This window comes from Actimicrobium sp. CCI2.3 (assembly GCF_035019065.1).
GTDB lineage: Bacteria > Pseudomonadota > Gammaproteobacteria > Burkholderiales > Burkholderiaceae_D > Actimicrobium.
The window spans coordinates 72,975-99,888 of sequence record NZ_JASJWR010000014.1 but is presented as its reverse complement, the minus strand read 5'-3'; the positions used below and the strand labels follow the sequence as shown (position 1 = coordinate 99,888).

The window sequence follows — 26,914 nt, the reverse complement described above, 5'->3', positions numbered from 1 at the left end:
TCTTGGTTACTTCTTTTTGGCGAAGCAAAAAGAAGTGACCGGCTGCCGGGCCGCCCCCGGCTAGGTCATGACGGAGCACATACAGAATCAGCAACCGCAGTCTGTGCATTCGGTGCAATGCCCTTCGGTTATTGCACCCTACGATTGACGAACTTAGTTGGGGCATTCGCAAAGGGAGCAGCGCTCAACAAACCGAACACGACACGCATGGCACCGGCTTGCCAATCGCATAGCCCTGCGCGTAATCAACACCAATCTCACGCAGCGCCGCAATGATGGCATCGCTCTCGACGAATTCTGCGATCGTTTGCAAGCCCATCACATGGCCGATCCGGTGGATCGCTTCGACCATCGCGCGATCGACCGGATCGTCCATCATGTCCTTGACGAAACTGCCGTCGATTTTCAGGTAGTCGACCGGCAAATGCTTGAGGTACGTAAATGACGACATCCCGCTACCAAAATCATCCAGCGAAAACTTGCAACCAATCGCTTTCAGTGCACGGATCAGCACGGTGGCTTCAGTCAGATTGGCAATGGCTGCAGTCTCGGTAATCTCGAAGCAGATTTCCGACGGTGCCACGCCCGTCAGCGCAAACTGCTCCAGCACGAACGGCAGAAAGCTCTCGTCACAAATCGAGGTGCCCGACAAGTTGATCGCGACCAGCGCCGGCAAACCACCCGGTGGATAACGCAACTTGTGGGTCGCCAGCGCGCGCCGGATCACCCAGCGGTCCAGCGCCGGCATCAGGCCATAGCGCTCGGCCGCCGGAATGAAAGCCATCGGCGGGATCAGCGTCCCGTCTTCCGTGCACAGGCGCAGCAACAATTCATCATGGCTGCCACCGCCCTGACCAAGTGCCATGATTGGCTGTCGATACAGGACAAAACGGTCTTCCTCGAGTGCTTGCTGCAAACGCGCCACCCAGCTCATCTGGCCTTTGCGGTGGGCCAGCTCGGCATTTTCTTCGGTGTACACGTGGACCCGGTTGCGCCCCTTGTCCTTGGCCACATAACAGGCACTGTCCGCCATGCGCAGGATGTCCGGCGTTGTCACGCCTGCACCGAACGTGACCAGACCGATACTCACGCCAATCGGGAATGACTTGTCGAGCCAGGCGAAATGGAAATCACTGACGGTCTGGCGTAGCTGCTCGGCCACGCGTAGCGCCTGGGTAGTGGTGCAATTTTCAAGCAGTACGCCGAATTCGTCGCCGCCGAGCCGCGCCAGCGTATCGCTTAGTCGCAACGCTCCTTGCAGCAATGTGGTTAGCTGGCGCAACAATTCGTCGCCGGCGACATGGCCGCAGGTATCGTTGACGATCTTGAACTGGTCCAGATCGAGATAAAGGACCGTGTGTTCCTTGCTCCCGCTGCTGGCCGACAGCACCGATTGCTCAAGCCGGTACTCGAATTCGCGCCGGTTGAGCAGTCCTGTCAGCGCATCATGCGCGGCCAGATGCGACATTTTTTCGGCCATCACATGAGCCTGACTGACATCATGGAACACCAGTACCACGCCCAGCATCACGTCGCCCCCGTCGCGAATAGGCGCGGCCATGTCCTCGATGGCGGTGCGCACGCCGCCCGGCCCGGCCAGCATCACACTGCCCGGCGTGCTGCTGGCGATACCGCTGCGTATGACCAGCGCGACCGGATCAGCTAGCGCGCTCTCCTCGTCGCCATGAAATATCCGGAACACTTCGGTCAGCGGCCTATGCATGGCCTCTTTCAGCGGCCATCCGGTCATGCGCTCGGCAACCGGATTGAGGTAGGTCACGCGCGCGGCCATGTCGGTCGTGATGACGGCATCGCCGATCGAATTGAGGGTGACGCGCAAACGCTGCTCGCTCGCTTCGAGCGCCAGATGCTCGGCATGCAGTTCGGTAATGTCTTCCGAAATACCCAGCACAAACTCGACGTCACCCGCCGCATCGAATACCGGCAGCGAATGGGTACGCAGCACTCGTGGCGTACCGTCAGGTCGGTGAATCGGATGAATCGGTACCGTGATGGATGTCCGGCGCGCAAGGATATTGCGGTCGTGCTGTTCATAGGTGCCGGCAACGTCCGGTGCAAACAGCTCGCGATCCGTTTTGCCGACCACCAGCGCCGCCGATAATCCGGTGATGCGCTCGGCGGCCTTGTTCCACAACACGAACTGGCCATAGGTCGCTGCCTGCATGCTTTTCGAATAAACGATCACCGGCAAGTGATCGATCAGCGATTGCAAAAAAGCACGATTAGCTGACAACTCCAGCTCGTCGCGCTTGCGCTGACTGATATTGCGCGAGGTGATCGCGACGCCATCGGCCAGCGCCGTGACCTGATGCGCCAGCCAGGTTGCCTGAATGCCGGGCGTGTCAATGGCGAACTCTTCCTGCAGTGCGAGGCCCGATTGCAGCACGTGGACATAACGGTCAAAGAAGCCGTCGGTCCGGTTGACCGGCAACAGTTCGCACAGACGTTGGCCAATAACCTGCTCGCGCGCCAGCCCCAACAGTTGCAAGCCATTGTCATTGATGTAGCTGAAACGGAAATCGGTCACTTCACCGGCGGCGTTGCGCTCGGCCTGCAAAATGAAAAACGCATCGAGCTTGCTGTCGGTGGCAGCGCGCAATTCTTCGGCGCTGCGCTGATAACGGCTATCGGCCAGCAAGCGCTCGCGCATCAGTTCATCGAATGACTGCGCCAGCCGACCGAATTCGGTCTCGTTATACACCGCCGGCAGCATCACCAGCGACGGTCGCTGCCGCACTGCATCGATACGGTTGGCAAGCTGGTCAAGCGGACGCAACTGACGATCAATCGCCCACCAGACCAGCGGTCCGACGCACAGCGCCAGCAGCAGCACGAACAGCAGCGAGCGCCGCTCGGCGCGGTCGATGGTGGAAAACGCTTCGCGGGCGGGCTGTACCGATGCGACGATCCAGTTGGTGCTGTGCAGGTGCCGGAATGAAAAAAGACTTTCGGCACCCTGGCTATCGGGCGACTCGACGGCACCTTCAAAATTTTCCAGCGCGCGCACCAGTGCTGGACTACCTGCCAGAAATGGTCGCGCCGATTGCAATATCTGACTGGTATCCGGATGCGAAACAAACATGCCATCGGACGTCATGATGAAAAAATAGCCTGACGTTCCAATGTGCGCCTTGCCCAGACCGGTGACGAAATTGGCTTTTTCCAGCTCGATACTACCAATGAGCACCATCACCACCTTGCCGGAAGGATCAAATACCGGCGCAGTAATGAGCACGAGTGGGCGATGGGTGATGAGGCTGCTCACCGGCTTGGAAATAACACCGGCGCCTGTTGACAGGGTGCGCTGGACATACTCGCGACTGGCCACGTTGATCCCTGCACGACTGTCCGCGCTGTTCATGTTCGCAAGCAGCGTGCCGTCGACTCCCGCCACCAGCAGATTGTCGAACCAGACCGATAATTCAGACTGGCTTTCCACGTAGCGCTGCAGCGCATCAGGACCAGCGACCTTATCTTGAGCGAGTTTTTTTGCCAGCAATGCCAGCGCGTTAAGGCGACGTTCGAATTTCTGGTCGATCTGCTCGGCAGTACGGGCCAGCAATGCCCCCTGCTCGGTCGCGATGACCTCTTTCATTTCTTGCCGCCCAAGAGACAGCGACACCAGCGTCACGCTGACGGTCGCCGCCAGCATCGTCAGCAGCACCGCAGCGACGATGCGGGTGCGCAAACCCAGCATCGTAGCGAGGCTACGCCAGATAAATTGCAGGGAGGTTTTCATACGCAGCGAGACAGTCGCAGCAGCAGCAAGAGCATTGAATATCCGTTGGGAACAAGTTGCAAGGCGCTAGCAAAGCCGGCAGTGCCGGGGCCGCAAGTATCACCGATCGCGCCCCCCCTGTCAGTTACCTTCTACAAATATCTTCAGCTTGTCGGCCCGTGACGGATGACGCAGCTTGACCAGCGCCTTGCTTTCAATTTGGCGGATCCGTTCACGCGTGACTTCAAACTGCTTGCCGACTTCTTCCAGCGTGTGGTCCGACTGCGTGTCCAACCCATAGCGCATGCGCAGGATTTTCGCTTCGCGTGGTGGCAAGGCGTCCAGCACTTCCTTGATCGCGGTGCGCATCGAGGCATCGACAGCGGCTTCGAGCGGTGCGGTGGTGGTGCTGTCCTGAATGAAATCACCGAGCTGCGAATCGCCGTCGTCACCGACCGGGGACTCCATCGAAATCGGCTCGCGCGCAATCTTCATGATCTCGCGTACTTTTTGTTCGGTCAGTTCCATGTGCAGCGCCAGCGTCGGCAGGTCGGCTTCGACACCGGTTTCCTGGAGGATGCGGCGGGCAATCCGGTTGAGCTTGTTGACGGTTTCGAGCATGTGCACCGGGACCCGGATCGTACGGGCCTGGTCCGCAATCGCGCGCGAGACCGCCTGACGTATCCACCAGGTCGCATAGGTCGAGAACTTGTAGCCGCGCCGGTATTCAAATTTATCGACTGCCTTGAGCAAGCCGATATTGCCTTCCTGGATCAGATCAAGGAATTGCATGCCGCGGTTGATGTACTTCTTGGCGATCGAGACGACCAGCCGCAAATTGGCCTCGGTCATGTCGCGCTTGGCCTGACGGGCGCGCAATTCGCCGGTCGACATTTGCTTGCTGACGCGGCGCAGTTGCGGCAACGGCAAGCCGACCCGCTCCTGTAGTGCCACCAGACGGGTCTGCAATTCCTTGATGGCCGGAATCTGGCGTGCCAGTGTCACGCAATACGGCTGCTGTCCGGCCGCGACCAGATCGATCCAGCCAAGGTCGATTTCATTGCCCGGAAAGGTCGCGATGAACAGGCTGCGCGGCATGCCACCGCGATGGACTACCAGGTCAAGGACCTGCTTTTCGATGGCGCGCATTTCCCCCATCTGAATCCTCAGCAATTCACTGAGCTTCTGGACCATCTTGGCGGTAAAGCGCAGGCGCAGCATTTCAGCGGAGATGATCGCCTGCGCATCGAGGTAGGCGCTGCAAAGGAAACCATCGGTGGCGGCGGCTTCCAGCATCAGTGCGTGCTGCTGCGCAATCGTGGCGAAACGCGCCAGACTGGTTCGCTTCAGGTTGGCCAGCTGCGCTGCCGACAGGATGTCGCTGTCGGCCTGACTGAGCACGTCGGCGGCGGTATCGGATTCGTCGGACTCATCGGTGTCACTGGTTTCTTCCGCGACCTCAACCTCGGCTTCGGGCTGCGTGGCGTCGGCGGCAGGCACATCGGCTTCGCCATCGACCACGTCATCGATGGCGGTTTCATCGGCCGCGATTTTTTGCGCCACGGCCAGCAATTCGGCCACCACCATCGGGCACGCCGAGATGGCCTGCATCATGTCGGCCAGACCGGCTTCGATGCGCTTGGCGATCTCGACTTCTTCGGAGCGGCTCAGCAATGGCGTGGTGCCCATCTCGCGCAGATACATACGGGTCGGATCAGTGGTGCGACCAAAATCAGCATCGATGGACGACAGCGCAGTAGCGACCGCCGCTTCGGCACCGTCATGGCTGGACGCGACCTTGTCGGATAGCAGCAGCGTGTCGGCATCCGGCGCTTTTTCGTAGACCGCGATGCCCATGTCGTTGAAGGTGGCGACGATACGATCCATCGATTCGCCTTCGGCCACTTCGTCAGGCAAATGGTCGTTGATTTCTGCGTGGGTCAGGTAGCCACGGTCGCTGCCGATGGCGATCAGGGTCTTGATTTTCAGGAGACGCAATTCCTGCTCCGCCAGGCTCAGCGCCGGTGTCGGAATGGCTTGCCGTGATCCGCCTTCTTTACTTTTGGCCGCGCGCGGCGCAGCAAAGGCGGCGATCACGGCAGGCGAAATTGTCGGCATCACGGCTGCTGCAGTAACGATCACCGCTGCCGGCTTGACCGGTGTCGTGCCGGGGCTGGCGCTGGTGCTAGTGCTAGTGCTGGTGCTAGTTCGTGTAGCAGGACTAACCACTTTCCTGGTCGTGGTCACGGCAGAAGCCAGCTTGGCTGTTTTCTTGGCCAGTGCCAGCGAATGGACCGGTGCGGTACTCACGGCCACCGGCGCGCTCACGGCCGACGGCAGCACGACGGAACGTCGCGCCACTTTTTTGACCACGACTTGCGCTGGCGCTGGCTCAACGGCGACCTCAACCACGGCGGCAGGCAGCTTAGGCATGACGACCGCGCGACGCGATACCTTCTGGATCACCACTGGCGGCGGCCCCGACGGCTGCGGTGCGCCCTCGTATGCGCTGGCGAAATCGCCGTTGAATTCTTCAACAGCGGTGACGACGGCATCGATTGCTTGCGCATCGCGAATCTCGTTAGCAGAATCGCCAGCTGAATCGCTGACCGGTTCGATCACGGGATCAGCGACTGCAGCCGCAACAGGTTCCACAACCGGATCGGGCTGAACCGGCACCGCCATCGCTGTCGTTTCCGGCAGCACTTGAGGGACGACCGGCTCCGGAGTGGTGTCGTTGTTCACATCCACGTGAATATCATTGGACGCCACACTCCCCGGCACATCGTGCCGCACCAGACGCGAACGCCGCACCACAATCAGCGGCCCGGCCCCGGCCGTGACCTCGCCATCCGCAGGCGCGCCAGGCGCAGTCACGATGGCAGGTTCGACAGGGGTGGCCGTGGCAATGCGCGGCTTCAACGTTAACGTTTTAATGCGAAGAGTCATGTTCTGAATTCGGGGTTGCATTTGTGACGACGTGAATGGATGCGTCGATCAAAACAGCTTCCGCTTACGAACGGTCGGGTGCGTAGTAGGAAAAGTGATGGCGAAGCAGGAGGGGCCGGATTATAACAAAGATGTGACGTGCTCAGCCAATCGTCGAATCGGACAGGTCTCACGGCACGGACGGACCACGCCGCAGTAACGGCTTGGCGGGTTATCATCCAGTTCATGGATATTAGCTACCCCTCCGAAACTGACCTGCTGCGCGCAGAAATCGCCGCCGCTGCCGCGCGCATGATTGCCGAAGACGGTGCCGACTTCGGCACGGCCAAACGCAAGGCCGTCAAGCAACTGCTCGGCAACAGCAAGCCGCGCGGCGACGTGCTCCCCGACAATGCCGAAATCGAAGCGGAAGTGCGCCTCTACAATGAACTGTTTTTCGGTGACACCCAGCCAGCTCGCCTGCTGCATCTGCGCGAACTGGCTGTCGCGCTGATGACCGAACTCGAACAATTTTCACCCTATCTGGTCGGTGCCGTACTCAATGGCACGGCAGGCAACCATTCCGACATCCACCTGCACCTGTTCGCCGAAAGTCCCAAGGACGTCGAAATCTATCTGCTCAACAAGAACGTGCAGTTCGAGGTCTCGGAAGGCGCTCGCCAGCGACCAGGCGGCGACCCGCTCGAAATCGTCAGTTTCATGTGGCGCAACGAAGGCGTCCACTTGTCGCTGCATGCGACTGACGACCTGCGCGGCAATCACGGCAAAATCGAACGGGCCGATCTGGCCGCACTACGACAACTAATGAAAAGTGAAGAACCATGAAAAGATCGACGAGCGCACTGTTGCTGGCTGGTGTTCTGTTTGCCGGCGCGGGTGCCTGGTTTGGCTGGCACAAGATGGCACCGGCCGCACCGCAAACGGCGGCTGTCGCCAATCTGTTCGGCATGACCTTGCCCGACCTGAAAGAACAGCCTCAGCCGCTGGCACAATGGAAAGGCAAAGTCCTGCTGGTCAATTTCTGGGCAACCTGGTGTGCGCCCTGCGTCGAAGAAATGCCGGAGCTGTCAGTCCTGCAGACCGAACTGGCCGAGAAACCGGTTCATATCATCGGCATCGGCATCGACTCGCCGACCAGCCTGCGCGAGTTTGCGCTCAAAATGCCGGTCAGTTATCCGCTGTACGTCGGCGGCATGGGTGGCAGCGAACTGACACGCCAGTTCGGCAATCAGGCCGGCGGCCTGCCTTTTTCGGTACTCATCAGCAGCGACGGACAGGTCCGCAAGACCTATCTGGGTCGTCTGAACATGCAGGAAGTTCGACGTGATATTGCCGGCCTGTAAGTAGATTGCGCCGGTTTTCCTTGCCACCCGGAGTCATTACACGGCAAAATGCGGCGATCGTCGTCAAACAGAGTGACCAATTTCGATGGCTAACAAAATGCATCTGCGCAATCAATCACACCCGAACTGGCGTAAAACCCATTACCCTACCCGCCGGGCGGACGGTGTTTGATGATCGCGACACCGCAATGATCCCGCTCATCGTGCAGCACATCACGGCAATCGAGACGGTTTGCCAGCGCTGGCGCATGGCGTGGTCGCCCGGTGCGAAACGCGCATTCTGAATTCATTTTTTGTCCATTATTTGCCGGTTAAGTTGTTTCTGTTCCGGCTCCCATCTATTAGCATCACGATAAACATTCCAAGGGGTTCACCATGGACTTACGAAAACTCAAAACTCTGATCGACCTGGTTGCCGAGTCGGACATCGCCGAACTCGAAGTCACCGAAGGCGAAAGCAAAGTCCGCATCGTCAAGACGCCTGCTGCACAGGGCCAGATGATGATGATGCAACCGCAACAGGTCATGGCACCGGCCGCTGTGGCACCGGTCGCCGCGCCAGTGGTGGCGGCCGACGACGAACCGGTTGGTCATGTCGTGAAGTCGCCGATGGTTGGCACGTTCTATCGCTCGTCGGCTCCCGGCACGCCGGCCTATGTCGAGATCGGTGCCAACGTGAAGGAAGGCGACACGCTGTGCATCATCGAAGCGATGAAACTGCTCAATGAAATCGATGCCGACGCGGTCGGTGTCATTACCCATATCCTGGTCGAAAACGGCCAGCCGGTCGAATTCGGCCAACCCCTGTTCGTGATTGCCTGACGGTAGCCCTCCGAGTGTGTTACGGCTTGCCCGGCACACGTGCTTCCCACCTTTCCACGACACCGAGAACCGATAGCCGACGCCATGTTTGAAAAAATCCTTATTGCCAATCGCGGCGAAATTGCCTTGCGCATCCAGCGTGCCTGCCGCGAAATGGGCATCAAAACCGTGGTCGTGCATTCCGAAGCCGACCGCGACGCCAAGTACGTCAAACTGGCCGACGAATCGGTCTGCATCGGACCGGCACCATCGGCGCTGAGTTACCTGAACATGCCGGCCATCATCAGCGCCGCCGAAGTCACCGATGCCGAAGCCATCCATCCCGGCTATGGCTTCCTGTCCGAAAACGCCGACTTCGCCGAGCGCGTCGAGCAATCCGGCTTTGTCTTCATCGGTCCGCGTTCGGATTCGATCCGGCTGATGGGCGACAAGGTCTCGGCCAAACAGGCCATGATCCGCGCCGGCGTGCCGTGCGTTCCCGGCTCCGAAGGGGCTTTGCCGGATGATCCGAAGATCATCATTCAGACCGCCCGCAAGGTCGGTTATCCGGTCATCATCAAGGCTGCCGGTGGTGGCGGCGGACGCGGCATGCGCGTGGTGCATACCGAAGCGGCGCTGCTCAATGCCGTGACCATGACCAAGACCGAAGCCGGGACTGCCTTTGGCAATCCCGAGGTCTACATGGAAAAGTACCTCGAAAATCCGCGTCACGTCGAAATCCAGATCCTCGCGGATGACTTCAAGAACGCGGTCTGGCTGGGCGAACGCGACTGCTCGATGCAGCGCCGCCACCAGAAAGTGATCGAGGAAGCACCCGCCGTCGGTATCCCGCGCAAGATCATTGAACGCATTGGTGACCGCTGCGCAGAAGCCTGTCGCAAGATGGGTTATCGCGGTGCCGGTACGTTTGAATTCCTGTACGAAAACGGCGAGTTCTATTTCATCGAAATGAATACCCGCGTGCAGGTCGAACATCCGGTCACCGAAATGATCACCGGCATCGACATCGTGCAGGAACAGATTCGCATCGCCGCCGGTGAAAAGCTGCGTTACCGCCAGCGTGACATCGAACTCAAGGGCCATGCGATCGAGTGCCGCATCAATGCCGAAGATCCGTTCAAGTTCACGCCCTCACCGGGCAAGATCCTGACCTGGCACGCGCCGGGCGGTCCCGGTATCCGGGTTGATTCGCATGCGTACGCCGGCTATTACGTGCCGCCGCATTACGATTCGATGGTCGGCAAGGTGATTGCGTATGGTGCCACGCGCGACCAGGCGATCAAGCGGATGCAGATTGCCTTGTCAGAAATGGTGGTTGAAGGCATCCTTACCAACATTCCATTGCATCGTGAACTGATGGTCGATGCGCGCTTCATTGAGGGCGGCACCAACATTCATTATCTGGAACAGAAACTGGCCAACAAGCCGGATTTGCCGAAGACCGCCAAGGTCACGACCGTCATCAAATAAAGCGAACCCATGAGCTGGACAGAAATCGTCATTGAAGTGGCGCGCGATCAGGCCGAAAGCCTGTCCGATGCGCTGATGGAAGCCGGTGCGCTGTCGGTCTCGGTCGAGGATGCCGACGAAGGCACGGCGGCCGAACAACCGCTGTTCGGCGAACCCGGCATGGAACCGAAACAGGCCGCCTGGGAACGCAGTCGCGTCGTGGCACTGACCGACAGCGGGTCCGATGCCGCCGCGCTGATTGCTGAAGCCATCACCATCGCCGCGCTGCCACTGACCGTCGCCGACCTGCCCTTCACACTGCGCAGCGTCGAAGAGCAGGACTGGGTCAGATTGACCCAGTCGCAATTTGCCCCGATCCATATCGGTACCAATATCTGGGTCGTGCCGAGCTGGCACGATGCGCCGGACCCGGACGGTCTGATCCTCGAACTCGATCCGGGCCTGGCCTTTGGCACCGGCAGTCATCCGACCACCCGGCTGTGCATGGAGTGGCTGGAAGTCCATGCACCAGCAGACCTGTCGGTGCTCGATTACGGTTGCGGGTCCGGCATCCTGGCGTTAGTCGCCAGGAAGCTTGGCGCAGCCACCGTGATCGGCGTTGATATCGATCCGCAGGCCATCGAATCGGCTAACTTCAATAGCGAACGCAACGACTGCGAAATCGATTATTTTCTGCCGGATGAATTTCATCACGGCGATGTCCTGCAGCGCTTCGATATCGTGGTCGCCAATATCCTGTCCGGTCCGCTGACCATCATGGCACCGATGCTGTGTGCCCATCTGGCCGACGCGGGCGCACTGGTGCTGTCCGGCGTGCTGGCCACACAGGCTGATGATGTCATCGCCGCTTATGCGCCATTCCTGTCACTGTCGGTCTGGGCCGAACGCGAAGGCTGGGTGGCGCTGTCCGGCAAGCTGACTGCACCTGGCTGACAACAATGGCACTCGCCACGCAATGTCCGCACTGCCAGACGACATTTCGTGTCGCGCACGACCAGCTCAAACTGCGTGCCGGACTGGTCCGCTGCGGCTCTTGCAAGCAAATCTTCAACGGTATCGAACACTTGCTCCGGCCGGGCGAGGCTGCTGCACCCAAAGTGCAAGCCACGCCAGCCGCCGCGCCGGACTTGCCGGTGGCAGCGGAACCGGCAGCGAAATCTGTGCCGGCCGCTGCACCGCGCTGGCCCTCTGACGCCGACGAGTTTTATCCGGCCTTCGACCCGATCATCACGCCACCGGCCAAATCGAATCACGAACCTGTCAGCACCGATCCGCTGCAGCGGATGACGCTGCTGCATCTGGTCGACGATGACGACGAGGAAGACATTCAGATCGCAGCGGCCCCGGCAACCGACAAGCACTTCGTCGTGCCGCTCAAAGCCAAGTCGCGGCAGGATGACGACGACAACAACGCCGCACCGGATGAACTGGATCAGGCCATCCTCAAGTTGCAACAACATCCCTGGCGCAGCAGCAAGATCGCCAGTTCTCCCGACAGCGCCGAAGACGAACCGGCTTACGATGACATGCCGGAAGAACCGAGCTTCGTCACGCACGGTCGCCGCCGCCAACGTCTCGCTCGCAGCCGCCGCCTGTTGCTCGTAGTCGTTGCCATGTTGCTAGTCATCGCCGCGCTCGGACAAGCCGTCTATTTGTTGCGTGACCAGATCGCTGCCCGCCTGCCATCGAGCAAGCCGTTACTCGAGCGCGCGTGCATGCTCTGGGGCTGCCGTATCGAACTGCTGGCGCAAGCCAGTCAGGTATCGATCGAATCGAGCGAACTGATCACGCTCGACCCGAAAAAAAACACCTATTCGCTCAACCTGCTGCTGCGTAACAGCAGCACTCTGCCGCAACGCTGGCCGGCCATCGAACTGACACTGCTCGACAGCAGCAACCTCCCGGTAAGTCGTCGGGTGTTCACCGCCGCCAACTACCTGCCGACACCACCTGCGACCACCAGTGGCTTTGCCGCCAGCAGCGAGCAAAGTGCCCACATCACGTTTGAACTGCAGCAGAAAAAAGCCTCGAATTACCGCGTCTACCTGTTCTATCCCTGATCGCGCCACCGCGCCCACCCTTTCTCACTTCCGGACCATTCCATGACCTCTCTGATTTGCGGCTCGCTGGCTTACGACACCATCATGTCGTTTGAAGGACGCTTTGCCGAAGCGTTGCTGGCAGACCAGTTACACAAGATTAACGTGGCCTTTCTGGTGCCGGCCATGCGGCGCGAATTCGGTGGCTGCGCCGGCAATATCGCTTACAACCTGCGCTTGCTTGGCGGCGACCCGCTGATCATGGCCACGGTGGGTCAGGACAGCACGCCCTATCTGGAACGACTGGCGCTGCAAGGCATCACGACCCGCTGCGTCCGTGGCATCGAGGATGCCTGGACCGCCCAAGCCTTCATCACCACCGATGCAGACAGCAACCAGATCACCGCCTTCCATCCCGGCGCGATGACTTTTTCCCACCTCAACAAGGTGGCGCAAGCCGGCCCCGTCAAGCTCGCCATCGTCGCACCGGATGGCCGCGACGGCATGCTGCAACATGCACGCGACTGCGTCGCGCTGGAAGTGCCATTCGTGTTTGATCCGGGTCAGGGCCTGCCGATGTTCAGTGGTGCCGAACTGCGCGACTTCATTGCACTGGCCACCTATGTGGCGGTCAATGATTACGAAGCCGAATTGCTGACCGAGCGCACCGGCCTGAGCCTGACGCAGATCGCCACGCAAGTCGACGCACTCGTGGTCACACGCGGTGAAAACGGCGCCGAAATCCATGTCGGCGGTGAGCAGCTCGACATCCCTCCGGTACCGGTTGAAAAAGTCATTGACCCGACCGGCTGCGGCGACGCCTTTCGTGCCGGCATGCTGTTCGGCCTGACACATGGCCTCGACTGGCCGACCATCGGCCGCCTCGCCAGTCTGATGGGCTCGATCAAGATCGTCCATCAGGGCGGCCAGAACCACACTGACTCGCGCGCCGACATCGAAGAGCGCTTCATGGCGGCGTTCGGGTACCGGTTCTAAGGAACGGCCTGGCGGTTGTGCATAGACGGTGCAATGCCCTGCGGTTATTGCACCCTACGGCCGGCAGTTGATGTTGATGTTGATGTTGATGTTGATGTTGATGTTGATGTTGATGTTGGTGTTGATGTTGGTGTTGATGTTGGTGTTGGTGTTGGTGTTGATGTTGACGTGGCAGTTGACCTGTCCCGCATTGAGGCAGCTGCCAAAAACGGTAGTCAGACAAGGGATAAGAGGGGCGCATGTCTGAGCGTAGCGAGTTTGCGACCCTCCCCTTGGCTGGCTACCGTTTTTGGGAACCCGAAGGGCAGCCGCCTCGCGGTCGCCTTTTTCTTGGTTACTTCTTTTTGGCGAAGCAAAAAGAAGGGACCGCATGCCGGTCCGGCTGCCGGGCCGCCCCCGGCTTGGTCGTGGCGGAGCGCATACAGAATCAGTTACCGCAGTCAGAGCATTCGGTGCAATGCCCTGCGGTTATTGCACCCTACGGGATCGATCAAGATGACCCGGCAGGCCACAGCGCCTGCAGCACCTCATCGAGACTCAACGCAGTCGAGCGCACCAGCAGCAGTTTGCGCTTGCTGGTGAGCCCGTGCGTGACACTGACGGCGGTGCGCGGCACCTGCAGTTGCGCCGCGATGAAGCGTACCAGCGCGTCGTTGGCCTTGCCTTCGATCGGCTGCGCATGCAGCTTGATTTTCAGCAGGTCGTCGGCCACGCCGATGACCTCGGTTTTTTTGGCATTGGCGGCGACCTGCACGGCCAACCGGATACCTTCCGCGTGCACGCTGCACCACGGATGAGACGGCTGGGCCATCAGGCCAGCGATCCGCCTAATGTTTGCAGTAGCCGCAGGGCGATCTGCAGTAGCAGCAGCGCGGCCAACGGACTGAGGTCAATATTCCCGATCAGCGGGACGATGCGTCGCAACGGTCGCAGCAGCGGATCAGACAGCGAGGCAACGAACGGTGCCAGCGGCGCATGCGGGTTGACCCAACTGAACACCGCACTGATCAGGATCATGCCCATGAAACCGTACAGAATCCACTGACCGACACGCATCAGCGTCAACACCAGCAAGAGCGACAAATCAAAACCAGCCACCAGCGTCACTTCGATGCCCGTCGCCAGCAGCGCGATCAGGATGGCACCAACCAGACTCGACCAGTCGTACCCGCCCAACCCTGGCAACGCGCGGCGCAGCGGCAAGACCAGCCAGTCCGTCAATTGAAAAATGAATTGCGCCACCTGATTGGGTGGCCTCACGCGGATGGCCTGCATCCAGAATCGCAGCAGTAACATACCGGCAAGCATGCCGGCGACGGTATCGATAATCAGCGTGAAAATACTAGTGAACAAAATGCACTCTCCAAAAAAAACCCGTTGCACGACGGAGGTCGTACGACGGGCATTGTGCCTGAAACCGGATCAGGAGCGTTTTACGACGGCCGTGTTCCGGTTGGAAATGGCCAGGCAGCAGTTGGATTTAACACGGTCTTGACGACCGGTGCGACGACCACTGGTGCAGCGCCTTTCTTGGCTGCAGGCGCTTTTTTCGGTGCAACGACAGGCGCTGCTGCAACCGCTTTCACTGCTGCTTTTTTAGGCGCTGCAACTGGCTTTTCGGCCGGTTTGGCAACGACTTTTGCAGCAGGTTTTGCTGCCGGCTTTGCTACTGTTTTCGCTGCTGGTTTTGCAGTCACCTTGGCCACTGGCTTGGCGGCGACTTTCACCGCAGGCTTCGCTGCAACTTTGGCAGCAGGTTTTGCCACCGCCTTGGTAGCGGGTTTGGCAACCACTTTCGCGGCGACCTTGGCAACCGGCTTTTTGGCAACCACTGCTTTTGCCGGCACCGCTTTTTTAGCAGCCGGTTTGGCCGTTGCGACGGCTTTCTTGGCGACTGGCTTGGCGACGACTTTGGCTACTGCAACTGCCTTTTTTGCGGCTGGCTTTATAGCTGATTTCGCAGCTGGTTTCACCGCTACTTTCTGGGCGACCGGCTTGGCAGCCACTTTCTTTGCCGCTGGCTTGGCTACCACGACCTCTTTTTTGGCGACAGGTTTCGCGGCGACTTTCTTGGCGACTGCCTTGACTGCAACAACTGCTTTCTTGACGACTGGCTTGGCGACGACAGCTTTTGCTACGGCGGCGACTTTTTTTGCTGCAGGTTTTGCCGCCGCCTTGGCGACGACTTTTTTCACTTCGGCCTTGATTGCTGCGACAGCTTTCTTGGCCGGTTCGGCTTTCTTCGCGACAGACTTCGCTGCCACTTTCTTTGGTGCTGTTGCCATTTTTGTTTCTCCTTCACGTGATGGAAAAAATTCTGCTTCGACTAAACCCGACCGGCGCATCGCGCGATGATCAGGTCGGGTTATTCATCGGCGCAAACAGCGGCTGTTTACGCTTATGAATAGGGTATCGCCGAACTGCTGCATCTCCTCACTGATGCAGCACTTCGACCTTCTGGCTGATGCACTCCGCGGCACCGTCTTGCTGCTACGAGAGACCGCGCCGCACGACGAGCGAGCGGAACGCGATCTGCACAGCCAAAAAAAACGCCGGCAAACTTGCCAGCGTCAGAATGTTGTACTACGTGCAGACACCACTTTAAACAGACATGCCGCTGCAACTGGCAAGGCCAGATGCAGCGGCACCAACAGAACAATTTCCGGTCGTCTTTGGCTGTCCATTAAATTTGGTTGTCGCCTTTCCTGATGAAAGCGGGCACAGATTTTTTTGTTTTCAACTGCCTGATTTTCCTGTGCCGACATGAGCCAATGTTGAAGATCCCATGTTGCTTTTTCCTGATGCTGACCCACTACCCTGGTACTTATTCCCAGCTCAGCGCACCACCGGTCTGATACTCGATCACGCGCGTCTCGAAGAAATTGCGTTCCTTTTTCAGATCGATCATTTCGCTCATCCACGGAAACGGATTCTCTTCGTTTTCAAACATCGGCTCAAGTCCGATTTGCTGCGCGCGACGGTTGGCGATGAAGCGCAAATACCCTTTGAACATCGGCGCGTTCAACCCTAGCACACCACGCGGCATTGTATCTTCTGCGTAACGATATTCCAACTCAACAGCAGTTAAAAACAACGCTTTGATTTCGTCGCGGAACTCGGGTGTCCACAGATGCGGATTTTCCATCTTGATCGTGTTGACCAGATCAATGCCGAAGTTACAGTGCATCGATTCATCACGCAAAATATATTGATACTGCTCGGCGGCGCCGACCATTTTATTTTGCCGGCCAAGCGCCAGAATCTGCGCGAAACCGACATAGAAAAACAGCCCTTCCATCAGGCAGGAAAAAACGATCAGCGACTTGAGCAATTTCTGGTCATTGATGGTGGTGCCGGTGGTGAACAGCGGATCGGTCAGCGCATCGATGAACGGAATCAGGAACTCGTCCTTGTCGCGAATCGATTTGACTTCGTGGTATGCGTTGAAAATTTCAGCTTCGTCGAGACCCAGTGACTCGGTGATGTACTGGTAGGCATGCGTATGAATCGCTTCTTCAAAAGCCTGGCGCAACAAGTACTGGCGGCATTCCGGCGCGGTGATGTGGCGATAGGTACCAAGCACGATATTGTTGGCCGCCAGCGAATCGGCAGTGACAAAAAAGCCGAGGTTGCGCTTGACCAGACGACGCTCATCGTCAGTCAGGCCATTCGGACTTTTCCACAATTCGATGTCGCGCTGCATGTTGATCTCTTGCGGCATCCAGTGGTTGGCACAACCGGCCAGGTATTTGTCCCAGGCCCATTTGTACTTGAACGGCACCAGCTGATTGACGTCGGTATTGCCGTTGATGATGCGCTTGTCGGCAGCATTCATGCGGCGGGGCGTATCAAGCATCGGGGAGTCCTGCGGCACCAGCGACGGGTCAAGGGCGACATCTGCAGCGGTATGGACGGCAGTCGGCAGTACGGCATTGCGAATGGCAGGATTGACTGCCGGCGTTACTTCTTCATCCCAACTCAACATGGTATTTTTCCTTTTCCGGTTCAGCTTGCTGACCATTGTCTTGCGTGATGCCGATCGCCTGAAGGCGAGGATACGGCATCTCTTTTCACATTTATTGACACGCCTCACACTCTTCAAAACCGTCATCGCCAGGACGCAGCACGCAGGACGGTCCGTCGACGTCGCCGGCCGCACTGCCCGCCGTGGTGTAGGCACTCAGTGCCACGCCGCTGCTGACACCGTCGGCCGAAACCGCATTGAGCGAGCCGGTTTTGGAGGTGGATTTTTCAGTGTGCGTAGCGCCTATCGTACGTAAATAATACGTGGTCTTCAGACCGCGCAACCATGCCAGCTTGTAGGTCTCGTCGAGCTTCTTGCCCGACGCACCCGCCATGTAAATATTGAGCGATTGCGCCTGGTCAATCCACTTCTGCCGGCGCGATGCGGCCTCGACCAGCCACGACGGTTCGATCTCGAACGCCGTCGCATAAATCGCGCGCAATTCCTGCGGCACGCGATCGATGCGGGCCAGACTGCCATCAAAGTACTTGAGGTCCGAGATCATCACTTCATCCCATAAATCGCGTGCTTTTAAATCGCGCACAAGGTATTCGTTGATCTCGGTGAATTCGCCCGACAGGTTCGACTTGACGTACAGGTTCTGGTAGGTCGGCTCGATACACGCGGCAACGCCGATGATGTTTGAAATCGTCGCTGTCGGTGCAATCGCCACACAGTTTGAATTGCGCATGCCGAACTGTTTGATGCGCGCGCGCAGCGGGGTCCAGTCCATCGACTCGGACAGATCGGTTTCGAGGTAACCGCCGCGCTCTTCCATCAGCAGCTTCAGCGAATCCTGCGGCAAGATGCCACGATCCCACAACGAGCCCTTGTACGAACTGTACTGGCCACGCTCTTCGGCCAGTTCGGTCGAGGCGGTGTAGGCGTAATAGCAGACCGCTTCCATCGACTTGTCGGCAAAGTTCACGGCGTCAGCCGACGCGTACGGCACGCGCATCATGTGCAGGCAATCCTGGAAACCCATGATGCCGAGACCGACCGGACGATGGCGCAGGTTTGAATCGCGCGCCTTTTGCACGGCGTAGTAATTGATGTCGATGACGTTGTCGAGCATGCGCATGGCGATGCGGATAGTCTTCTGCAATTTGACGTGATCGAGCTGGCCGTCTTTCATGTGGGCCGGCAGGTTCACCGAGCCGAGATTACAGACCGCGATTTCCGACTCGTTGGTATTTAACGTGATCTCGGTGCACAGGTTCGAGCTGTGCACGACGCCGACATGCTGCTGCGGCGAACGGATGTTGCACGGGTCCTTGAAGGTAATCCATGGATGACCGGTTTCAAACAGCATCGACAGCATCTTGCGCCACAGGTCGAGCGCTTCGACTTTCTTGAACATGCGCAGTTCACCGCGCGCCGCCATCGCTTCGTAGCCGGTGTAGGCTGCTTCAAACGCACGGCCGACCTTGTCATGCAGGTCCGGCACTTCGCTTGGCGAAAACAGCATCCACGACCCTTTTTCCATCACGCGCTTCATGAACAGGTCGGGAATCCAGTTGGCCGTGTTCATGTCATGCGTGCGGCGGCGATCGTCGCCGGTGTTCTTGCGCAGGTCGAGGAATTCCTCGATGTCCATGTGCCAGGTTTCGAGATACGCGCACACCGCGCCCTTGCGCTTGCCGCCCTGATTGACTGCAACGGCGGTGTCATTGACCACTTTCAGGAATGGCACGACGCCTTGCGATTTGCCGTTGGTTCCCTTGATGTGGGCACCGAGCGAGCGCACCGGCGTCCAGTCATTACCAAGACCACCGGCATACTTGGCCAGCAGCGCGTTGTCCTTGATCGCATCGTAAATGCCTTCGAGGTCATCGGCCACCGTCGTCAGATAACACGACGACAGTTGCGAACGCAGCGTACCGGAGTTGAACAGCGTCGGCGTCGAACTCATGAAATCAAAACTCGACAGCAGGTTATAGAACTCGATCGCCCGCTCTTCGCGGTTGGCTTCGTTGAGCGCCAGACCCATTGCCACGCGCATGTAGAACGCTTGCGGCATTTCAATGCGGATGTCGCGGATATGCAGGAAGTAGCGGTCGTACAGCGTTTGCAGACCGATGTAGCCAAATTGCAGATCGCGGTCCGGCACCAGCGCCTTGGCCAGGCGGGTCAGATCGAACTCGGCCAGCTTTGCGTCGAGCAGTTCGGCATCAATGCCTTTGCGGATGAATTGCGGGAAGTATTCCAGGTAATGCGCTTGCGCATCGGCCTGCGCGACTTCCTTGCCGAAGACTTCCTTGCGGATCACATGCATCAGGATGCGCGCCGTGACGGTGGTGTAGGCCGGGTCTTTTTCCATCAGCGCACGCGCCGCCAGAATGGCCGACTTGTGCAGCTCTTCGACCGGCACACCGTCGTACAGATTCTTGACGGTCTCGCCGAATATCGCGTTGGCATCGACATGCTTTTCGAGGCCGATACAGGCGGCGTCGATCAGGTTGTGCACTTGCTGCATGTCGAGCAGGCGACGCTGGCCGTCTTCGGTGACATGCAATTGCACCGAGGCGGCAGCCGGACGCGCGGCTTGCTGCACTGCGCGCTCTTCCATGCGCTTGGCCCGATACAGCACATACGCACGGGCGACATCATGTTCGCCTGAACGCATCAGTGCCAGTTCGACCTGATCCTGGATGTCTTCGATATGGAAGGTGCCGCCGGCCGGCTGGCGTCGCACCAGTGCCGCGACAACCGTCGCGGTCAGTTGCTCGACGAGTTCGCGTACACGTGCTGACGCCGCACCCTGTCCACCATTGACCGCGAGAAAGGCCTTGGTGACAGCGATCGAAATCTTCGACGGTTCAAACGCGACCACTGCCCCGTTGCGACGCAGGATACGGTAGTCGGACAAGGCTGCTTGCTGTTGCGGCGCGTCGGGCGCGTTGGCAGCAGCGCTGAATTCGAAGCGGGACTTGATAGCGTTGTTCGAGGAGGTTGGCATAGTTACCTTTATCGTGATTCCGGGCGGCAGGCACATTACCGCCGGTGGTTAATTGACCCTCCTGGCCACGGAGGTTCCCTGGGTATTTCCGGCTCTGATAGCCACGGCAGCAGCAGGCTGGCGCTGAAAATGTGACGATCCACGGTCCTGATCCGGCTTGGCGAGCCGGTCCATTTAACGAACAAACCATTAGGGAGAAATACCAAGCTCGCCATTGTATATGACTATATCTAGTGAAGCCCTACTGATTTTGACTAATTCTAGTTCGCCAGAATGCTTGTCGCAATATTTAAATGGATGAAAAAAGAAATTTTTATGGTTGCGTTTTTTGCTCGACCGTGACAAAAAGCGGCAGAGCAGTCGCCGCGTCACCGGGCACGCCGGCGCTCCACTGTGCGTGGTAGCGTGACCAGTCGAAACACGGTCCGGGATCAGTTTTGCGACCGGGCGCAATATGCTGGTGACCTGTCACGGCGTAAAGCGGATGCACCTGATGCAGCGCGTGGCTCAGCTGACACAGACAGGCATATTGACGATCAGAGAAAGGCTCGACATCACAGCCTTCAAGCTCGATGCCGATCGAAAAATCATTGCAGCGACTGCGGTCGCCCAGTTGCGACAGGCCGGCGTGCCAGGCACGCTGCAAGGTCGACACGAACTGCTGCAAGCTGCCATCGCGACGGATCACGAAATGGCTCGATACGCGCAATGCGCGCAACTGATCGAAGTACGGGTCGGCGTCGAAGTCTAGCGTATTGGTGAACAGTTGCGCGATGTACGGACCGCCATACTGCTGCGGCGGCAAGCTGATGTTGTGGATCACGAGCACATCGATGACGCTACCGGCACCACGCGCATCGCAGTTGGGCGAACGCAGTTGCTGCGCTTGCGGACACCAGCCGTCCGCGTCGATCTGCAACGGTCCGTTGACCGGCTTATTCAGGGCCATGGATATCGAGCCGCTGCATCCGGTAACGCAGTTGCCGGAAACTGATGCCGAGCAATTCGGCAGCCTGGGTCCGGTTGAAGTGGGTGCGTGCCAGCGCCCGACGGATGATGTCGCGTTCGACCTCATCAAGATGGTCGGGCAGCGACGCCGGTAACGCTTCCGTTATTGACTTCTCCGCTGCCATCTCATCGACCGGAGCGACAACGCTGGCAGACTCCGCCAGCGGCTCGGCTGCCGGTACCGGTATAGGGACCAGCACCGGCACGGTCTGGCGCAGCGCCAGATCGGCCACTTCGATGAGGTGATCGCTGGCGAACGCCATCGCCCGTTCGAGGATGTTTTCGAGTTCGCGCACGTTGCCCGGAAAAGTGCAGCCCTGCAAGGCCACCAGTGCTTCCGGCGACAACACGGTCACGGTGTCCGTACCGGCGAGTCGCTGCAGGATCACGCCGGCCAGCAAACCGACATCGTCGCGCCGCTCGCGCAATGGCGGCAGGCGCAATTCGATCACATTGAGGCGGTAATACAGGTCTTGCCTGAACTTGCCTTGCTCGACCCAGTCGGCCAGATTCTGATGCGTGGCACTGATCAGGCGCACATCAACGGGTTCTTCGGTGGTCGCCCCGACCTTGCGCACACGTCGTTCCTGAATCGCCCGCAACAACTTCACTTGCATTGCCAGTGGCAGGTCGGCGACTTCATCGAGCAGCAAGGTACCGCCGCTGGCCGCCTGAAAAAAACCGTCACGGTCTTCGGCCGCGCCGGTGAACGCACCCTTGCGATAACCGAAAAATTCGGCTTCCATGAGTGCTTCCGGGATCGCACCGCAATTGACGGCAACGAAGGCTTTGCCCGCCCGCGCGCTCTGGCTGTGGATATCGCGCGCCGCCAATTCCTTGCCGCTACCGGACTCGCCGGTGATCGCCACCGGTGCCATGCTGCGCGCCAGCCGCACGATCTGGGCCCGGACATCCTGCATGGCAGCGGACTCGCCGACCAGCCGCAACAACGGACCCGCTGCGCTGACCGCTGGCGTATCGGCCTCGTCAATACGTAACGCCGAATGCACGACTTGACGCAATTGCTCCACGCGGATCGGCTTCGACAGATAATCGAACGCGCCCGCCTTGAGCGCCGTGACCGCATTGTCGGCGCTACCGAACGCGGTGATGACGGCAATCGGTATCGGTCGCGCTGACGCGCTGATTTCGTGAACCAATTCGATACCCAGCCCGTCCCGCAAGCGCATGTCCGTCAGTACCAGCGCATAGTCGTGCTGCGCCAGACAAGCCCGTGCCTGCGCCAGCGTCTCGGCGCTGTCCACATCGAGTCCCATCTTGAGTAGCGTAATTTCCAGCAATTCGCGCAGGTCAGCTTCATCGTCGATGACCAGAATGCGGGGTGAACTCATCAGGAATTTCCGTTAAAAAATGGTGGCGGTGGCAAAGGTAATCACGAAGCGTCCGCTTGGTTCGGGATGATCGCCCAACCCCTGGCGGTATTCGTAATCGAGCATGGCTTCGTTATTGAGACACAGTTCCCTGGCCAGGTAAAGACCCAGTCCGGTGCCTTTGCTCGACGTCGTGTAAAACGGCTCGAACAGATGCGCCCGTATCGAAGGTGTAATCGGCACACCGTCATCCTGCACATGCAGTTCGATGCGGTGGGCAGTGATCGCGATGACCTCCAGGCAAATACTGCCGCTGCCTCCGCTGGCGTAACGCAATGCATTCGACAACAGGTTCAGGACGACTTCGCGCAAGTGCAGCGGATCGAAACGTACCCGGCAATCTGTTGCACCAGTGACGACAATGACCGGCTCCGGCAAGCGATGGAGGTCCCTGAACTCGGGCAACAGGTCGGCAAAAAAAGCCGACAGCAACAGCGGCTCACCCAGCGGTTGCGCCTTGCGTGAGAGCTTGAGGATGTCTTCGATCATGCGGTTGAGCCGCGCCACATTGTCTTCGATAATTGCCAGCAACCGGACCTGGGTCGGGTCGGGCGCATCCTCTTCGAGCAAGGATGCGGCATGCGAAATCGCCGACAGCGGGTTGCGTACTTCATGGGCAATGCTGGCGGTCAGGCGTCCCATGGATGCCAGCTTCAACTCCTGCGCCCGATTTTCGATTTCGGTGACGTCCTGCAGGAAAATCACGGTGCGTTCCGCATCCAGGCCGGGCGCGTGCACCGTGGTAAAACGCAACTTCAAATGGGCCGACAGGTCGCGCCGGCCAGCTGGCTTGAGCATCACGTAAATGGCGAACGCCTCGTCATCAGGCAGGCGCCTGGACCATGCGAGCCAGGCCTCGGCGATGGGAGACAGCAGTGCACTGTCGACCAGACGCACCGGTGATCCATCCTCATCGAGCGCGACGCCAAGCATCGCTTGCGCAGCCGGATTACCAGTGACGATCGTGCTATCTTTTTCGAGGACCAGGATGCCGTCGCCCATGTCGGCGATGATCAGCACATTGATCGCCTCCTGCAATTGCAATGCCTGTCCGCGCTGCGTGGCGAGATCTTCCTGCTTGATCAGCTTTGAGGCCAGTCGGTTGAGCAGCAACGCGACGGCGAAGAATCCCATCCCATACAACCCTGCCGTGGAAAACGATACGTCCGGCGTCATCCGCAGCGATTGCCAGACGCTGTCGAACAGCAGTACCAGCGCCACCACCGAGGTGAAGAATAGCGCCAGGATGAGCGGGGCGAGAATCGCGCCGCCTGCCAGCGGAAACAGGAACAGGATCGCCAGTCCGCTGTGGGCACCGCCGGCCAGCACGAACAGGGTGGCAATGATGACGATATCGACGCCGATCTGGCTCGACAATTGCAACAGGAAGCGCTCGCGCGAGCGTATTGCCAGCACCCAGAAAGCCACCGAAGCGAACAGGTAGACACTGCATAATTGCAGGTACGGAATCGCCTCGTCGCCACCGGACCGGCGCATTTCGACCGCCCCCAGGAAAACCATCAGCAACAGCGCAATCACGAACCGCGACAAGTTGAACGCTTGCAATGTCCGCCACAGCGAACCGCTGGTACCGGCATCCACGACCGGATCGCCCACCTCGTCCGGCATCAGCGTGAGACGGTGAGTGCGCCAGCGCAGCATCAGGACGACACGTGAAGAGCGCGGTGCTCCGGACTGCAATACAACTGGTCATGGGGTCCGGCCAACGCTTCGGACGCAGGAATGTAGATGCCGCAATGGGCACAACTGATCATCGCTTCGCCTTCGACCGACCGGCGCGCCTGTTCCGGTGATGCCGGTGGCGGTGGCCGCATCGCCGCGGTCATTTTTTTGCGCACGACATAAATCACGAGCACGGCGAGTATCAACCAGGCCAGGAACCTCATGCCAGCCCCCTGTGCAATACGACTTCGAGCACAAAGCGGCTACCGACATAGGCCAGCAGCAGCGTCACGAATCCGGTGAGCGTAAAGGTCAGCGCCGTCTTGCCGCGCCAGCCGCGCCAGTATCGCCCGGCCAGAAGAGCGCCAAACAGGACCCATGACAGCAGCGTGAAGATGGTCTTGTGATCCCAGGTCAGGGCCTTGCCAAACAACTGCTCGGAGAACAGCAGGCCCGACACGACCGTCAGCGTCAGCAAGAAGAATCCGATACCGATCAGTCGGAACAGCATTTTTTCCATTGTCAGCAGCGCTGGCAGACGCGCTATGGCGGCGGCGTACCAGCCGCTATTGCCCTCGTTGAGCAACACACGGCGCGAATGGAGATGCGACTCCTGTACCGCCATCAATACCGCATGAAAAGCAGCGGTCGTCAGCGTGCTGTAGGCCAGCAGCGCGATCGCAACATGCCACGGAAACAGCGCGGTCTTGTCTTGCAGCGACATCAGGCTGCCGGGAAAAATAATCGGTAGCAGTACCGCCACCGCAGCCACCGGCAACATCAGCACACGCATGCTGTCGAGTCCCATGTTGCGGTTCTCGCCCCAGTACACGGCAACCGAAATCCACATCGCGGCCGACAGCATCTGCGCAAAGCCCAATCGCAGGGACTCCGCGACCACCACATCAGACCAGAGTGCAAGCCCATGCAGGGTCCAGCCCAGTGCCAGGCCGATGGAGATAAGCAGGCGCAAGCGTATTGGCAAGAAAGCGCAGACCGCGTACAGGACGGCAGCGACAAGGAATAGGTAATTTTGCATCTGTCGAGTTTACACCAAGCCGGGCTGATATCGCGCCCTCGACACTGGTTCATTGATGCAGGCGTTATCACCTCGACACCGCCCTGACGTCATTCAGTCGGCCAGACGGCCCGCCGTGATCCGGTGCTTTTTCAGTTTGTCGTACAGCGTTTTTCTGGGAACCCCGAGACGCTCTGCCGCCAGCGTGACGCTGGCACCGGTCGCCTGCAGTGCCGCTGTGATCAGCATGCTTTCATAGGCATCGAGCAACGCAGTCAGGTGATGGCTGCCGGCCTCGTCATCTGCAACCACGGTGCTGTCATCGTCGATTCCGAGCACCAGTCGTTCAGCCACATTGCGCAATTCACGCACATTGCCAGGCCAGTCGCGCGATTGCCAGCGCACCATCTGCGCGGCACGCCAGGTCGGCAGCGGCCGTTGCTGCCGCAAGGCCGCAGCCTGGACAAAATGCGCCAGCAACAGCGGGATATCCTCGCGGCGCTGTGATAACTGCGGCAAACCGATGCTGACCACGCTGATGCGGTAATACAGGTCTTCCCGAAAAGCGCCGCTGGCGCTGAGCTGCAACAGGTCGACCTTGCTGGCGGCAATGACGCGGCAATCGAACGGTACCGGATCGTTGCCGCCTAGCCGTTCGAGCTTGCGCTCCTGCAGCACGCGCAACAACTTAACTTGCAAGTTCAGCGGCATGCTCTCGATTTCATCGAGAAACAGCGTGCCGCCGTCGGCATATTCGAGCTTGCCGATACGGCGCTTTTGCGCGCTCGTGAAGGCACCGGCTTCGTGGCCGAACATCTCGGACTCGAAGACCGACTCCGGCAACGCGCCACAATTAATGGCCACAAAATGCCCCTTGCGCCCACTGGCCGCGTGCAACTGGCGCGCCACCACTTCCTTGCCGCTGCCGGTCTGACCATTGATCAGGACATCGACCGAGGCCGGGCCGAGCGAGGCGACCAGCGTACGGACCCGTTCGATTGCAGCCGATTGCCCGAGCAGCGGCGGCACATCGGGTTGCTGCAACCACGCCGCTTGCCAGCGCCGGTTGGCCAGCACCAGATCACGCTTTTCTTGCGCCCGTCGCACGGTCGCCAGCAACCGTTCGGACGCAAACGGCTTTTCAATAAAGTCATAGGCACCGGCGCGCATCGCCTCGACGGCCATCTCGACATCACCGTGGCCTGTCACCAGTACCACCGGCAAATCGGCATCAATGGCCATGACCTGCGCCAGCAATTGCAAACCGGAGCGCCCCGGCAAGCGTACATCGGTGACCAGCACACCGGGATAATCACGATCAAGCAACCCCTCGGCCTGTTCGGCACTGGCACACGCCGCCACGGTAAAGCCGCCCAGTTCCAGCGTCTGACCCGTGGCCAGGCGCAGCGTCGCTTCGTCTTCGACCAGTACGACGTGATGCGAGGTCATTGGCGATGTGATTTGTGCGGTCAT

Annotated in this window: 23 protein-coding genes; 7 read left to right on the top strand and 16 right to left on the bottom strand. The window is 59.3% G+C overall.

Annotated elements, in window-relative coordinates:
* Positions 1 to 184 precede the first annotated feature (184 nt).
* Together QN370_RS10020 and rpoD are read right to left on the bottom strand one after the other, a co-directional pair.
* Positions 185 to 3,760, bottom strand: a complete 3,576-nt coding sequence (locus QN370_RS10020; protein WP_322126328.1) for an EAL domain-containing protein — start codon at positions 3,758 to 3,760, stop codon at positions 185 to 187.
* Positions 3,761 to 3,880: 120 nt separating this feature from the next.
* Positions 3,881 to 6,688 carry an RNA polymerase sigma factor RpoD gene (rpoD, locus tag QN370_RS10015; protein WP_322126327.1) on the bottom strand — a complete coding sequence of 936 codons (2,808 nt, stop codon included), beginning with the start codon at positions 6,686 to 6,688 and terminating at the stop codon, positions 3,881 to 3,883.
* Between the two features lie 225 nt (positions 6,689 to 6,913).
* Here rpoD and QN370_RS10010 point away from each other — a divergent pair, with 225 nt between their 5' ends.
* Both QN370_RS10010 and QN370_RS10005 read left to right on the top strand, forming a co-directional pair.
* Positions 6,914 to 7,513: a hypothetical protein gene (locus QN370_RS10010; RefSeq protein ID WP_322126326.1), complete on the top strand. Its 600-nt coding sequence runs from the start codon at positions 6,914 to 6,916 to the stop codon at positions 7,511 to 7,513.
* A complete protein-coding gene (locus QN370_RS10005) occupies positions 7,510 to 8,031 on the top strand; it encodes a TlpA family protein disulfide reductase (RefSeq protein ID WP_322126325.1) in 522 nt (173 codons plus the stop codon). The genes QN370_RS10010 and QN370_RS10005 overlap by 4 nt, the downstream gene beginning before the upstream one ends.
* Before the next feature lie 146 nt (positions 8,032 to 8,177).
* On the opposite strand, the gene QN370_RS10000 is transcribed toward QN370_RS10005, so the two are convergent.
* A complete protein-coding gene (locus tag QN370_RS10000; protein WP_322126324.1) occupies positions 8,178 to 8,321 on the bottom strand; it encodes a hypothetical protein in 144 nt (47 codons plus the stop codon).
* Between the two features lie 85 nt (positions 8,322 to 8,406).
* Between QN370_RS10000 and accB the strand changes: the two genes are divergently transcribed.
* The 5 genes from accB to QN370_RS09975 all read left to right on the top strand — a co-directional run bounded on the left by accB (position 8,407) and on the right by QN370_RS09975 (position 13,358).
* On the top strand, positions 8,407 to 8,853 hold the full coding sequence (accB, locus tag QN370_RS09995; RefSeq protein ID WP_322126323.1) for an acetyl-CoA carboxylase biotin carboxyl carrier protein: 447 nt from the start codon (positions 8,407 to 8,409) through the stop codon (positions 8,851 to 8,853).
* Between the two features lie 84 nt (positions 8,854 to 8,937).
* Positions 8,938 to 10,323 (top strand): acetyl-CoA carboxylase biotin carboxylase subunit, encoded by a 1,386-nt coding sequence (gene accC / locus QN370_RS09990; RefSeq protein WP_322126322.1) that lies wholly within the window; start codon positions 8,938 to 8,940, stop codon positions 10,321 to 10,323.
* A gap of 9 nt (positions 10,324 to 10,332) precedes the next feature.
* Complete coding sequence (prmA, locus tag QN370_RS09985) at positions 10,333 to 11,256, top strand: 50S ribosomal protein L11 methyltransferase (protein ID WP_322126321.1); 924 nt, start codon at positions 10,333 to 10,335, stop codon at positions 11,254 to 11,256.
* A gap of 5 nt (positions 11,257 to 11,261) precedes the next feature.
* Positions 11,262 to 12,383, top strand: coding sequence for a DUF3426 domain-containing protein (locus QN370_RS09980; RefSeq protein WP_323581716.1), 1,122 nt, complete (start codon positions 11,262 to 11,264; stop codon positions 12,381 to 12,383).
* 42 nt (positions 12,384 to 12,425) lie between these two features.
* Complete coding sequence (locus tag QN370_RS09975; protein ID WP_322126319.1) at positions 12,426 to 13,358, top strand: carbohydrate kinase family protein; 933 nt, start codon at positions 12,426 to 12,428, stop codon at positions 13,356 to 13,358.
* A 54-nt stretch (positions 13,359 to 13,412) separates the two neighbouring features.
* Here QN370_RS09975 and QN370_RS09970 read toward each other — a convergent pair whose 3' ends face one another.
* The 13 genes from QN370_RS09970 to QN370_RS09910 all read right to left on the bottom strand — a co-directional run bounded on the left by QN370_RS09970 (position 13,413) and on the right by QN370_RS09910 (position 26,914).
* Positions 13,413 to 13,730 carry a hypothetical protein gene (locus QN370_RS09970; RefSeq protein WP_322126318.1) on the bottom strand — a complete coding sequence of 106 codons (318 nt, stop codon included), beginning with the start codon at positions 13,728 to 13,730 and terminating at the stop codon, positions 13,413 to 13,415.
* A gap of 118 nt (positions 13,731 to 13,848) precedes the next feature.
* The gene (locus QN370_RS09965; RefSeq protein WP_322126317.1) at positions 13,849 to 14,169 is read right to left on the bottom strand and encodes a DUF167 domain-containing protein; all 321 of its coding nucleotides are present in this window, start codon (positions 14,167 to 14,169) and stop codon (positions 13,849 to 13,851) included.
* Complete coding sequence (locus QN370_RS09960; RefSeq protein ID WP_322126316.1) at positions 14,169 to 14,711, bottom strand: YggT family protein; 543 nt, start codon at positions 14,709 to 14,711, stop codon at positions 14,169 to 14,171. The genes QN370_RS09965 and QN370_RS09960 overlap by 1 nt, the downstream gene beginning before the upstream one ends.
* A gap of 80 nt (positions 14,712 to 14,791) precedes the next feature.
* A complete protein-coding gene (locus QN370_RS09955) occupies positions 14,792 to 15,643 on the bottom strand; it encodes a histone (RefSeq protein ID WP_322126315.1) in 852 nt (283 codons plus the stop codon).
* A 285-nt stretch (positions 15,644 to 15,928) separates the two neighbouring features.
* A complete protein-coding gene (locus QN370_RS09950; RefSeq protein WP_322126314.1) occupies positions 15,929 to 16,171 on the bottom strand; it encodes a hypothetical protein in 243 nt (80 codons plus the stop codon).
* A gap of 11 nt (positions 16,172 to 16,182) precedes the next feature.
* Entirely contained in the window at positions 16,183 to 17,343 is a 1,161-nt protein-coding gene (locus QN370_RS09945) for a ribonucleotide-diphosphate reductase subunit beta (RefSeq protein WP_322126313.1), read from the bottom strand.
* A 91-nt stretch (positions 17,344 to 17,434) separates the two neighbouring features.
* Entirely contained in the window at positions 17,435 to 20,341 is a 2,907-nt protein-coding gene (locus tag QN370_RS09940; RefSeq protein WP_322126312.1) for a ribonucleoside-diphosphate reductase subunit alpha, read from the bottom strand.
* Positions 20,342 to 20,654: 313 nt separating this feature from the next.
* The gene (ampD, locus tag QN370_RS09935) at positions 20,655 to 21,290 is read right to left on the bottom strand and encodes a 1,6-anhydro-N-acetylmuramyl-L-alanine amidase AmpD (protein WP_322126311.1); all 636 of its coding nucleotides are present in this window, start codon (positions 21,288 to 21,290) and stop codon (positions 20,655 to 20,657) included.
* Positions 21,277 to 22,701, bottom strand: a complete 1,425-nt coding sequence (locus tag QN370_RS09930) for a sigma-54 dependent transcriptional regulator (protein ID WP_322126310.1) — start codon at positions 22,699 to 22,701, stop codon at positions 21,277 to 21,279. The genes ampD and QN370_RS09930 overlap by 14 nt, the downstream gene beginning before the upstream one ends.
* A 12-nt stretch (positions 22,702 to 22,713) precedes the next feature.
* On the bottom strand, positions 22,714 to 24,402 hold the full coding sequence (locus QN370_RS09925) for a sensor histidine kinase (protein WP_322126309.1): 1,689 nt from the start codon (positions 24,400 to 24,402) through the stop codon (positions 22,714 to 22,716).
* The gene (locus tag QN370_RS09920) at positions 24,402 to 24,647 is read right to left on the bottom strand and encodes a PP0621 family protein (protein ID WP_322126308.1); all 246 of its coding nucleotides are present in this window, start codon (positions 24,645 to 24,647) and stop codon (positions 24,402 to 24,404) included. Before QN370_RS09920 ends, QN370_RS09925 begins: the two co-directional genes overlap by 1 nt.
* Positions 24,644 to 25,462 (bottom strand): cytochrome C assembly family protein, encoded by an 819-nt coding sequence (locus QN370_RS09915; protein ID WP_322126307.1) that lies wholly within the window; start codon positions 25,460 to 25,462, stop codon positions 24,644 to 24,646. The genes QN370_RS09920 and QN370_RS09915 overlap by 4 nt, the downstream gene beginning before the upstream one ends.
* 93 nt (positions 25,463 to 25,555) lie before the next feature.
* A complete protein-coding gene (locus QN370_RS09910) occupies positions 25,556 to 26,914 on the bottom strand; it encodes a sigma-54 dependent transcriptional regulator (protein WP_322126306.1) in 1,359 nt (452 codons plus the stop codon).